The organism is Streptococcus fryi (assembly GCF_053206505.1).
Window position 1 is genome coordinate 15,536 of the sequence record NZ_JBRUGW010000029.1, and the last position, 11,641, is coordinate 27,176.

At 36.2% G+C, this 11,641-nt stretch carries 10 protein-coding genes; 6 read left to right on the plus strand and 4 right to left on the minus strand.

From position 1 onward, the window contains the following. Window positions 1-221 precede the first annotated feature (221 nt). From yjbM to pta, 4 genes are read left to right on the plus strand one after another with little or no spacing between them, the layout of a single operon-like run. Window positions 222-893, plus strand: a complete 672-nt coding sequence (yjbM, locus tag ACVRZH_RS07915; protein WP_447454758.1) for a GTP diphosphokinase — start codon at window positions 222-224, stop codon at window positions 891-893. Beyond that, window positions 868-1,701, plus strand: coding sequence for an NAD kinase (locus ACVRZH_RS07920; protein WP_447454759.1), 834 nt, complete (start codon window positions 868-870; stop codon window positions 1,699-1,701). Before yjbM ends, ACVRZH_RS07920 begins: the two co-directional genes overlap by 26 nt. Continuing rightward, a complete protein-coding gene (locus ACVRZH_RS07925; RefSeq protein WP_447454760.1) occupies window positions 1,698-2,606 on the plus strand; it encodes an RluA family pseudouridine synthase in 909 nt (302 codons plus the stop codon). The genes ACVRZH_RS07920 and ACVRZH_RS07925 overlap by 4 nt, the downstream gene beginning before the upstream one ends. A 29-nt stretch (window positions 2,607-2,635) precedes the next feature. Beyond that, window positions 2,636-3,619 (plus strand): phosphate acetyltransferase, encoded by a 984-nt coding sequence (pta, locus tag ACVRZH_RS07930; RefSeq protein WP_447454761.1) that lies wholly within the window; start codon window positions 2,636-2,638, stop codon window positions 3,617-3,619. A gap of 64 nt (window positions 3,620-3,683) precedes the next feature. Here pta and ACVRZH_RS07935 read toward each other — a convergent pair whose 3' ends face one another. From ACVRZH_RS07935 to ACVRZH_RS07945, 3 genes are all read right to left on the minus strand, one after another. Beyond that, a complete protein-coding gene (locus ACVRZH_RS07935) occupies window positions 3,684-5,288 on the minus strand; it encodes an ABC transporter permease (protein ID WP_447454762.1) in 1,605 nt (534 codons plus the stop codon). Further along, entirely contained in the window at window positions 5,285-6,028 is a 744-nt protein-coding gene (locus ACVRZH_RS07940; protein WP_447454763.1) for an ABC transporter ATP-binding protein, read from the minus strand. Before ACVRZH_RS07940 ends, ACVRZH_RS07935 begins: the two co-directional genes overlap by 4 nt. A 286-nt stretch (window positions 6,029-6,314) precedes the next feature. Next, window positions 6,315-6,944 carry a hypothetical protein gene (locus tag ACVRZH_RS07945; protein WP_447454764.1) on the minus strand — a complete coding sequence of 210 codons (630 nt, stop codon included), beginning with the start codon at window positions 6,942-6,944 and terminating at the stop codon, window positions 6,315-6,317. 136 nt (window positions 6,945-7,080) lie between these two features. Between ACVRZH_RS07945 and ACVRZH_RS07950 the strand changes: the two genes are divergently transcribed. Together ACVRZH_RS07950 and adhP are read left to right on the plus strand one after the other, a co-directional pair. Continuing rightward, on the plus strand, window positions 7,081-7,692 hold the full coding sequence (locus ACVRZH_RS07950) for a DUF5052 family protein (protein WP_447454765.1): 612 nt from the start codon (window positions 7,081-7,083) through the stop codon (window positions 7,690-7,692). Between the two features lie 280 nt (window positions 7,693-7,972). Further along, window positions 7,973-8,998, plus strand: coding sequence for an alcohol dehydrogenase AdhP (gene adhP / locus ACVRZH_RS07955; protein ID WP_447454766.1), 1,026 nt, complete (start codon window positions 7,973-7,975; stop codon window positions 8,996-8,998). Window positions 8,999-9,103: 105 nt separating this feature from the next. On the opposite strand, the gene ACVRZH_RS07960 is transcribed toward adhP, so the two are convergent. Continuing rightward, a complete protein-coding gene (locus ACVRZH_RS07960) occupies window positions 9,104-11,251 on the minus strand; it encodes an LTA synthase family protein (RefSeq protein WP_447454767.1) in 2,148 nt (715 codons plus the stop codon). Window positions 11,252-11,641 lie beyond the last annotated feature (390 nt).

Below are 11,641 nucleotides of genomic sequence, written 5' to 3' on the forward strand. Positions count from 1 at the left end.
CTGCTGATATTAAAAGTTTCAAAATTATGATATAATTAAATAAGTTAATTTCATTTTATAAAAAACTAACCTTTTTGACAAGAAAAGCTACCAAAAGCAGTTTACTAGCTTTAAGATGACAAAGGATTAGTTCTTTGAGGTCATCACTGAGTGAAGAATAATAGTGGTGAAAAATGTTGTTTGGTAGTGTAATGATAGCGTTTATGACAGGAGGAGATGGTATGGCAATTGACTGGGAAGCCTTTTTAGACCCCTACATTCAAACGGTTGGGGAGTTAAAAATTAAACTTCGTGGGATTCGTAAACAATTTCGTAAACAAAATATGCATTCACCGATTGAGTTTGTGACCGGTCGTGTAAAACCCATTGAAAGTATTCAAGAAAAGATGGTTTTAAGGGCCATTAAAGAAGAAAACCTTGCGCAAGATATGCAGGATATTGCAGGTTTGAGAGTTATGGTTCAATTTGTTGATGACGTTGATGAAGTTTTATCTCTTCTCCGTAAGCGAAAAGATATGCAAATTGTTCATGAACGGGACTATATTAACAATATGAAAGATAGTGGTTATCGTTCTTATCATGTCATTATTGAATATCCTGTTGATACAATTAGTGGGCAAAAAAAGGTCTTAGCAGAAATTCAGATTCGGACATTAGCGATGAATTTTTGGGCAACTATTGAGCATTCATTGAATTACAAATATAGAGGTGAATTTCCGGACGAAATCAAAAAGCGTTTGGAGATTACCTCAAAGATAGCTTTTCAATTGGATGAAGAGATGCGGAAAATTAGGGATGATATCAGAGAAGCGCAACTTTTATTTGATTCCGAAAGTAGAAAATTAAGTGATGGTGTAGGAAATAGCGATGACACAGACGAACTATACAGATAAGATAAAAGTGGCAATAATAGCTAATGGAAAGCCGCAAAGCAAACGAGTAGTTTCTAAATTGTTCCAAAACCTTAAGTCTGATCCATTGTTTTATTTGACCAAAAAAAATCCTGACATTGTGATTACAATTGGTGGCGATGGTATGCTTTTATCAGCTTTTCACATGTACGAAAAAGAACTTGATCGGATTAGATTTGTTGGTGTGCATACCGGTCACTTAGGTTTTTATGCTGACTATTTAGATAGAGAAATTGAGGATTTGATTGATAATCTTCGTAAGGACAAGGGAGTGAGCATATCTTATCCGATTTTGAAAGTTATAATTAGTTTAGGTGATGGACGTGTGATTACAGCTCGAGCCCTGAATGAGGCTACAATAAAACGTATTGAAAAGACGATGGTAGCTGATGTTGTGATTAATCAAGTGAAATTAGAACGTTTTAGAGGTGATGGATTACTTGTTGCTACTCCAACAGGCTCGACAGCGTATAATAAATCGTTAGGAGGAGCTGTTTTGCATCCGACTATTGAAGCACTTCAGCTAACGGAAATCGCAAGTCTTAACAATAGGGTCTATCGTACGTTAGGTTCCTCCATGATTATTCCTAGCAAGGATAAAATTGAAATTGTTCCGATTCGTTCAGGGAGTTATATCGTCTCTATTGATAATAAAACCTATCATCTCAAAAATGTATTGAAGTTACAGTACGAATTAGATGATGCAAAAATTCATTTTGTAGCTTCACCTTGGCACACCAGTTTCTGGGAGAGGGTCAAAGATGCCTTTATTGGAGCGTGTGACTCATGAGATTTGACTTTATCGCAACGAGACCATGTAAGGTTAAAACGCTTCTTAAAGAACACGATATTTCGAGAGGCTTACTCGCTAAAATCAAATTTCGAGGAGGCAATATCTTTGTCAATCATGTTGAACAAAACGCGATTTATCCTCTTCAAATCGGTGATGTTGTGAGCATAGATATTCCTGATGAGGAAGGCTTTGATGATTTAAAGCCAGTCAAAATGCCTTTGAAGATTGTTTATGAGGATGATCATTTTTTAGTGATAGATAAACCAGCAGGTTTTGCCAGTATTCCTAGTAGTATTCATTCCAATACTATGGCTAATTTTGTCAAGCATTATCTCATTGAACAAGGTAATCCTAATCAGCAAATTCATATTGTGACAAGATTGGATCGTGATACGAGTGGACTGATGCTTTTTGCGAAACATGGCTATGCTCATGCTCGCTTAGATAAGCAACTACAAGCAAAAACAATAGAAAAACGTTACTATGCTTTGGTTTCTGGAGAAGATGATTTACCTGATGAAGGCGAAATTATCGCACCGATTGCGCGTGATGTGGATAGTATTATTACTAGAAGAGTACACGAATCTGGAAAGTTTGCTCATACCAGTTTTAAGCTTGTCAAACAAATCGAACGAGTTAAATTAGTTGATATTAAGCTTCACACAGGAAGAACTCATCAAATTCGTGTGCATTTTTCTCATATTGGACATCCATTGCTTGGGGATGATCTTTATGGTGGTAGTTTAGATTACGGTATTCAACGACAAGCTCTACATTGTCATTATCTATCATTTATTCACCCATTTACAGAAAAGAGGCTGGAGATTGCAAGTTACTTGACAGATGACCTTGATAGCGTTATCATATATTTACAAGAAAAAAATAGTTTAAAGGAAAGTTGATGCTTTCCTTTTTAGAGGGTGGATATTTCATGGAAACATTGTTTGGCACATTGAAGTCAAAAATTGCAGGTAAAGATTTAAAAATCGTCTTTCCAGAAGGAGACGACTTGCGTGTTATCACTGCAGCAGGTCGTTTGAAAGCAGAAGGGATTTTGGAGCCAATTATTTTAGGAGATGAAGTTTATACAAAAGCTTTGCTGATTGAAGCAGGATTTCCGATGAATAATATTACTATTATCGATCCTAAAAACTATGTTCATGCAGAGTATATGAAACAAGAATTTTTAGCTGTTCGTAAGGGTAAGGTCAGCGAAGAACAAGCTGATGAAATTCTTCAGGATGTTAACTATTTTGGTGTTATGCTTGTTCATATGGGGCTTGCTGATGGGATGGTGAGTGGTGCTAACCATTCAACAGCTGATACTGTACGTCCAGCTCTTCAAATCATTAAGACTAAGCCAGGTATTTCTCGGACATCAGGTATTTTTATCATGAACCGTGAATCGACAAAACAGCGTTTTATCTTTGGAGATTGTGCTATCAATATCAATCCAAATGCTCAAGAATTGGCTGAAATCGCCATTAACACAGCTGATACAGCTAAGTTATTTGACATTGATCCAAACGTAGCGATGTTGAGTTTTTCAACTAAGGGCTCTGGTAAATCACCAGATGTTGATAAGGTGGCAGAAGCAACTCGTCTAGCAAATGAAATGCGTCCAGATTTACGTATTGACGGTGAGCTTCAATTTGATGCGGCCTTTGTACCAGCAGCTGCGAAAATTAAAGCACCAGGAAGTAAAGTTGCGGGGTATGCTAACGTCTTTATCTTCCCAGAAATTCAATCTGGAAATATTGGTTATAAGATTGCTGAACGTCTTGGTTTATTCGAAGCAATTGGTCCAATCCTTCAAGGATTAAACAAGCCAATCAATGATTTATCACGTGGTTCAAACGATGAAGATATTTACAAATTGGCTATTTTAACAGCAGCACAAGCTTTGGAAAATTAATTAATAACCATAAAAACCTCGTCTGATGATTTCATCGGACGAGGTTTTTGATATTAGTTTAAAGTTATGGTAGTTTTTTCCAGAATGTTTTAAAAATCCACATATGAATGATAATCAAGATACTTGCTAAAACAAATATTAGTATTCCACTGACTAAATAGGGTGAAATCATTGTTGAAGCAATCATGCTAACAGCTAGCGTGATACCACCTAAAAGCATGACTAAGAATTGTAAACCAGCTATTAACCACTGTCCCCCTCCTCTGTAAAAGAGTTGGTTGATATTTTGCCAATTTGTCATCAATAATTTGTGGTCACGTGCATAAACCCATTCACCAAAAACGAAACTTGATCCAAACATCCCAACAATTAGTGAGAGGATCAGGAGTAATTTGAGTTTTAGGAAGATAGCTAATATGGTGTAGATAGTTAACGGAAAAATCAACTGTACTATACCAAGAACCCAGAATTTTTGAATAGTGAATTGTCTAAAGTTAACTGGAAGAGACTTCATGAAATAGTAGTTTTCACGTTCCAGAGACATGCCAACTCCTAAGAAAGAAACTGGGCTAGAAATAAACATTCCAATCATGAATCCACATAGAAAAGCAATCCCGAAGTAACCGTTTGTTACTGTTTGGATACTGAGATCATTGTTCAAGATAGGTCCTGCAAACATTATTGCGAACAGGAGAGGATAGAGAAGCTCTTGCATAAGGAGTGTTGAATCCTTCAAACCGGATAAATGATGTCTAATTAGAACTTGTTGAAGGCTGTTTTCAGTAGTCGTTTTCTTTGGTTTACGTTTTGTAATGACATTAGCAGTCATCTTGAGTGTTTCGTTGATGTAATTAGGTAGGATAATTTGTTTAATGAATAGAACCATTGCTCCTGTTATTACTAAACCTAGCCAGAAGTTAAGTAGCGCTTCTATACTAAACGGATTATTATAGACATCATAAAAACCTCTGAAATAGGGGATATGAAAACCTAAAATTTGACCTCTTTCACTAACTGAGATGTTAGCCATTGTTTGTGTGATGAGAAGAATAATAATTCCCAAAAATATACCTAGAAACATCAAGAGTGAGGAAATTATTTTTTTATATGGACTTCTAGCTAGCGCTTTTCCAATGAAAAACAGAGCAATCAAACTGATGCTATTAGTTGTGATAAGTAGGATGAGAAACATCACAAAAGCAAAGATTGGTGCTAAGAAAGAGTGGTTGGTTTGCCAGTAAGCAATGGTTAGGTAGGCTAAGATAGGTGACAAAAAAGGTAAGCCTGTTCCCTGAGATGCGATTAGTTTTGCGAGATATATTTCAGCTGATTGAACAGGCAAAGGTAGATATAATTTAGTATCCTTACTATCATAAAAAACAGAAAATAGCGAAATAAAGAAATAGAGTATCGCTATAAATGAGAAAGAGGCTACTTGTAAACTCAAATAGGCTGGTGAATGAGCATAGTTAATGCTTGACATTAGTAAGCCATATATCCCAAACATTATTACTAGAGAAATAGTCTGCTGTCTTAGAATACTTTTATAGGCTGAAAGCTTTTTATGAGGATTTTTAGCTTGTTTTTTCTTGATAGCAGCTACTGCTTGTGGGTTAGAGTAGAGAATATTGACTTTGATCAATTCCCATATTGTTGACCAATTTATCATAGGCTATCCTCCTTATCTAATCCTTCACGTCCTACCATTTCAAGATAAATGGTTTCAAGGTCTTTATCAGGATGTTTGGCTTTTAAATCATCAATTGTGCCAAGAAAAATGAGTTTTCCTTTTTTGAGAATTGCGATACGATCACAGAGCTGTTCTGCAATACTGAGGACATGGGTTGAAAAGATGACGGTGTTACCTTCACTTGAATGTTTTTTCATCATATTTTTGAGGTCAAAGGATGCTTGAGGATCTAGACCTGTCAGAGGTTCATCCAGTACCCAAATATCAGGGTTTGGAATAAGGGCGCCGATAATAATAACTTTCTGACGCATTCCGTGAGAGAAGCTATCAATAGTTTCGTACTGTCTATCTAGAATGTCAAACAAATTGGCTAATTTTTCGATACGCTCCTCAATAGTCGATTTATCAACTCCGTAAATTTTACCTAGGAAATGCCAATACTCACTGGCTGTTAAATTTAAAAAAATGTCGGGGGAGTCAGGCACATAGGCGATGCGTTTTTTTATGTCATCACGGTGCTCTGACAATAGCTTGCCATCAACGGTGATTTGACCATAACTTGCTTCAATAATAGACGTTAGAAGACTAATAGTAGTCGTTTTCCCAGCCCCATTGTGGCCGATAAGACCAAAAATCTCACCGTTATTAATCGTTAGATTTAAGTCGCTAAGAGCTTCTTTGTCATCGTAGAGTTTTGAAACGTGGTCAAAAGTAATCATATCAAGGGCTCCTTTTAATTTTTATTATAAATTTAACTTAATTATACTGCTGTCTTCATACAAAGTCAATTTTTTTTAAAAGGGCTTTCTATGGTTTTTATCTTTTCTTAGTTTGCTAGATGAGATTTGATGTGACTGACGGTACCTTCTATATGATGGTGTTTTTATGTCAGAAAAAAGAAAGGAGCTCAGACAATAGCCTTGAGCTCTATTTCATGTGTAAGTCTACTATAATCGTGGGAATTTATAAAAAAGGTAAGCCAAAGGGGAGTTTGTTAAAGTACACTCAGTCGGCTAACGTATCGTTGTGAATAGAAGCACCAGAAGTGACGTCAGACCATCCAACAAGTGCTTGACCGCTTTCTTCAAGGTAATTTTTGAGTAGAGGTTTGATATCTTGGACATATTCCAAAATACCTGCTAGTTGACCATTTTCATCTTGTATGGGTTGATAGGTTTGGATGAGGATTTGATTTAAAGATAGCGAAGGAATAGTTGTGTGAAAGGCAGTGTCAGACTCTGCTTTAAGTTGTTCTAAAATCCATTTAGGTAAGTTTTGCTGAGGTGTCTCTTCTAAATCAAAGGGATCAGTTGGTTTATTGTTGGTAACAAGCCGCTCACCATTTTGATCGGTCAAACAAGCAAAATAAGGGAAATAATTGAGTGTTTGGTATTGGATTTTCATAGTAAATGAATGAATAGCTTTTGCTATCTTGAAGATAGAAGAGATATCTTGTTTTTCATTATTAAAATTAAAAAGTTCCAAATGGCTCAAATTTAACACAGGCAACTGACTGGTGATATCTTTAAAGCATAATATCCCCTGAAAAGACTTATCTAGATCGGAATGATATTCAGAACTTGGTAAAATACTTAAGGGATAAGTATCTCTAAATGTTTCGTCAAAATTAATCAATATTTCTTGTTCACTTAGGTTGTTGTATAAGGCTAATAACTTCATAAGTCTATGATAGCATTTTGGGTGATAAAAGCAAGAAAAGGTTATTTTAATTAAAATATGCTATACTTATAGCAAAGAGAAGGAGAAAAATATGAGAAAAAAATGGTATCGTTTTATTATTGCAATGTTGCCTGTCCTAGTCTTAGCAGGTTGTCAGAATGTATCTAATTTTTTTAAAACGACGCAAGAACAGTATCTGGGCTTATCAGGCACAATTCGTACCTTTGATGAAAATTCACAGGTGATTGACAAGATTGAAGGTAGTTCCATTTCGATTGAAAGTGATGAACGTTTTGATATGACAGATGAGTTAGGAAATGTTAGCAAGGAATCATCTGTTTTAGATATTAGTGTAGGACGTGACCAAGTTATTCATGTCGGTTCTACTTTAATTTTTACGGAAAATGGTTTGACAGACTATATGGATAAATATGCTTCATCTTTAGAGATTGAGTCTGAAGATCGTTCCATTCCTTTTGTTAATCGTTTTTTCAATCAAATCAAAAATGACTGGCTTGGCGAAAGCAAACTTATCTTGATTCGTTCACAAAATGGAACGCCCTTAGCCACATTTTTAGGAAATAAGGTTACGACGTCAGCCCCTGATGGTATTCCAAACACAACCTATTTGTTAGTTGATGGGAAACGTCTGATTATCTATCGTGCTGACTTTACCATTTATGACACGTCATTACTTGATTAAATAGTAGTTTTGAGCTTAGGATACTGCTGATGTCAGTTTTTCCTAAGCTTTTTTGGTGTTCATTTGGTTTTGAAAATCAGATGATTCATGGTGTTATATTATCCTTGCTGATAGAGTTTTTAGAGCTATTTTCATTAACCGGTTAATAATTTCCGTTAACTGGTTAAGTTTTTTCAGAAAATTTTTTAAAAATTGCCTCTTTTTATTTGACATATTAAATGAAAGCGTTATAATAATGTTGTAAATAAATTCACAAAGACTTGTGATATAGGAGGATAATATGAAAGCAGTTGTTGTTAATCAGAAATCTACTGGTGTTGAAGTTGTTGAACACGACTTACCAAAAGTTGGTGTTGGTGAAGCGCTTGTCAAAGTGGAGTATTGTGGTGTCTGCCATACAGACTTACACGTGGCACATGGTGACTTTGGTCAAGTACCTGGACGTATCTTAGGTCACGAAGGTATTGGTATTGTTGAAGAACTTGGTGAAGGTGTCACGTCGCTTAAGGTTGGTGACCGCGTATCAATTGCTTGGTTCTTTGAAGGCTGTGGTCATTGTGAATACTGTACAACTGGTCGTGAAACACTTTGCCGTTCTGTTAAAAACGCTGGTTACAGTGTTGATGGCGGTATGAGTGAATATGCTGTTGTAACAGCAGATTATGCCGTTAAAGTTCCAGAAGGACTTGATCCAGCTCAAGCATCATCAATCACATGTGCAGGTGTAACAACTTATAAAGCTATCAAGGAAGCAGGAGCTGCTCCTGGTCAATGGATTGCGATTTACGGTGCTGGTGGACTTGGTAACCTTGCTGTGCAATATGCGAAGAAAGTATTCAATGCTCATGTTGTAGCTGTTGATATCAACCAAGACAAGCTCGATTTGGCTAAAGAAGTTGGTGCAGATTTGATTGTTAATGGTAAAGAGATTGAAGATGTTGCTGGCTATATCCAAGAAAAAACTGGTGGTTGCCATGGTGTTGTTGTAACTGCAGTTTCTAAAGTTGCCTTTAACCAAGCCATCGATAGTGTTCGTGCAGGTGGTACAGTTGTTGCAGTTGGTCTTCCTTCTGAAATGATGGATGTATCAATTGTTAAGACAGTACTTGATGGAATCAAAATTGTTGGTTCACTTGTGGGTACTCGTAAAGACTTGGAAGAAGCATTCCACTTCGGTGCAGAAGGATTGGTTGTGCCAGTTGTTCAAAAACGTCCAGTTGACCATGCTCCAGCAGTCTTTGATGAAATGGAAGCAGGAACTATTCAAGGTCGTATGGTTTTGGATTTCACAGGTGAAACAGTGTAATCAATTCGATTTTATTAGATCCTATAATTGATAGAAGTAAAACCACCAGTTCGTGAATGAACTGGTGGTTTTGATATCTTGAAAAGGTAGTTGTTTGATTTACGCTTATTGTTCTTCTTCTGATTTATGGTCAGGACTATCCTGTTTTTCAGATGTGCTATCTGAGGTTACAGTGTCTTCAGCATGAAGTTGAGCATAGCTTGGTGCTTTAAAGAGTCCTCGACTTGTTTTTTGCTCTCTCTGTGAGTATAGGCTAGTTGATTTTTTACCCAAGTCCTTTTCGATATCTTTTAGCTTTTTAAAAGATTTAGTATAAGAAATTTGAGTGGTATCAACAATAGGTAAACCGCTATCGGCGTAGAAGCGTAGGAGATCTCCTGTTTGCACCTCGTCGCTGATTTGAAGCTGCAATTTGACAGCATCTCTAATTTCCTGAGTAGCTAATAAGGTAGATTCATCGGGGTTTGTGATTTCAAGACCAGAAGCTGTGTAGTATAATCGACCACCATAATTGGTGTATTCTGGTGTGACATAGGTACCAGAATTTCTAAAAGCGACAATTTGATCATTTTCTGGAGATAATAAATCTTGTCCTAGTTGAATATATTTTTCTGTAGAGATACCAAGTATATGTAATAGCGTTGGAAGAGCATCAATTGCTCCTCCATAAGTTTCACTGATAAATCCTTTATCCATTCCTGGAATATGAATCATATAAGGAACACGTTGGAGCATGGCGTTATCATAAGAAGACCACGTTTCGTAATCCTTGCCTAGTAACTCAGCCAAATCTGGATTACGTGAGTTTGAAATCCCGTAATGATCTCCATAAAGAATAATGAGCGAATTATCATAAAGGCCTGCTTCCTTTAGATAATCAAAGAAAGCTTTGATGGAAGCATCTAGATAGTTGGCTGTTGCAAAATAGCCATTGATTGTTTCATCGTCTGTTTGTGCTAATGGGAATCCAAGCTCATCACCTGACAGGTTTTGATAAGGATAGTGGTGTGAAACCGTGATAAATTTAGTATAAAATGGTTGCTGAAGTCGTTCAAGGTATTTGATTGAGTCTTTGAACATGACTTTATCATTGAGTCCGTATTGGAAGGAATTATCAGAGGTTGGTTTGGACATATAAGACTGATCGAACCAGAAATCATACCCTAATTGCTTATAGACATTATTACGATTCCAGAAGGTACCTATATTACCATGAAAGACAGCACTAGTATAACCTCCAACTTGATCAAGAATATGTGGTGCTGCTTGCTGAGTGTTATCACCACCATACTGAACGAAAAACGATCCCTGATTCAGTCCGAAAAGTGAGGTTTCCATCAGGGTTTCAGCATCCGATGTTTTTCCAGCTTTGACTTGGTGGAAAAAATTTGCAAATGAGAAGGTTTCCTTAGAGTGATAAAGGGAATTAATAAATGGCGACACTTCATACTCTTTATCATCAATTTTTAATTTGTAATCAATCAAGAACTGTTGGAAACTCTCTAAGTGAAGGACGATGATATTTCTGCCTTTGGCAATTCCAAAAAAGTCTGGGTTTGGTTCGGCATAATGGTCTGCAACGTAAGCTTTTACAGTTTCAATTTCCTCTGGTTTAGCCTCGTTACGTACTTTTTGTGTTTGATATGTTTGATTGGCATCATAACCTAAAAAGGCGGGTAAGCCTAAGGCTCTGACAACGTAGGTATTTGAAAAACCACGTGTCAATAATTCGGGACGATCAATTTCTGCCATAAAGAGATTGATTGAAAATAGCAGACTAGAGAGAGCTGTTATTGCAAAACTTGCCCTAGGGTGAAAGGGACGCTTATCTGTTGTGATATATTTTTTCTTAAATAACCAGATGAGCAAGATAGCATCTAAAAGATATACTAAATCCCACGGGCGAAGGAGATTTAACGCTGCATCACCAAGTCCTGCGGACACCTTACTACTAGCCATCATAGTACTGATAGTAATAAAATCTGAAAATTCTCTAAAATAGATAGCATTACTAATAAGTAAAAGGTTTAGGAAGGTGTAAACAACTAGCTCTGTTGTATAAAACCATTTTGTTTTTTTGATGTATAAAGGTAAACCTAATAGCAACAAGGCTATCGGAATAGGGTTGATAAAGGTCAGTAATAACTGATAAGGGTTTTCTAAACCAAGACTAAAATCAATCTGATAAGCCCACATGGTTTTTAACCAAAGAAGGCTCAATAGAGCTAGGGTAAAGCCTAGTCTAGTACTCATGATTGTCAAGGTCTTTTTGTAATCATAATTCACGTCAATTCTTCCTCAACTATATTATGTCAAAAACATTTCCATTTCATTATATCATAACTTGATAATTAACTCTTTTTTCAAGTGTAAATTATCCTATAAATTTTCTGAAAATATCAATTTACAATGAAGATACTTTCTAGTGTTACTAGATGAGCATTGTTAAGTCTTTTAATTTAAATGATGCTAAAATAGGAAAAGAACGGGTTAGTGTAAAATAAATCTCGGAAATACTTTACCAAATGCAAAAAGTCCTATATCCTAAGACAAACACCACATTTACCTAGAAGGATATAGAACCTATGACTATTGTAACAAAGATTTCCGAGATTTTAAAGTCTAGCACACACTTATCCGAGA

Bases quoted from the DNA above. Each gene is read 5' to 3' on its own strand.
- ACVRZH_RS07940 (WP_447454763.1), bottom strand. From the start codon at position 6,028: ATGATTACTTTTGACCACGTTTCAAAACTCTACGATGACAAAGAAGCT.
- ACVRZH_RS07920 (WP_447454759.1), top strand. From the start codon at position 868: ATGACACAGACGAACTATACAGATAAGATAAAAGTGGCAATAATAGCT.
- pta (WP_447454761.1), top strand. From the start codon at position 2,636: ATGGAAACATTGTTTGGCACATTGAAGTCAAAAATTGCAGGTAAAGAT.
- ACVRZH_RS07960 (WP_447454767.1), bottom strand. From the start codon at position 11,251: ATGAGTACTAGACTAGGCTTTACCCTAGCTCTATTGAGCCTTCTTTGG.
- ACVRZH_RS07935 (WP_447454762.1), bottom strand. From the start codon at position 5,288: ATGATAAATTGGTCAACAATATGGGAATTGATCAAAGTCAATATTCTC.
- adhP (WP_447454766.1), top strand. From the start codon at position 7,973: ATGAAAGCAGTTGTTGTTAATCAGAAATCTACTGGTGTTGAAGTTGTT.
- ACVRZH_RS07925 (WP_447454760.1), top strand. From the start codon at position 1,698: ATGAGATTTGACTTTATCGCAACGAGACCATGTAAGGTTAAAACGCTT.
- ACVRZH_RS07950 (WP_447454765.1), top strand. From the start codon at position 7,081: ATGAGAAAAAAATGGTATCGTTTTATTATTGCAATGTTGCCTGTCCTA.
- yjbM (WP_447454758.1), top strand. From the start codon at position 222: ATGGCAATTGACTGGGAAGCCTTTTTAGACCCCTACATTCAAACGGTT.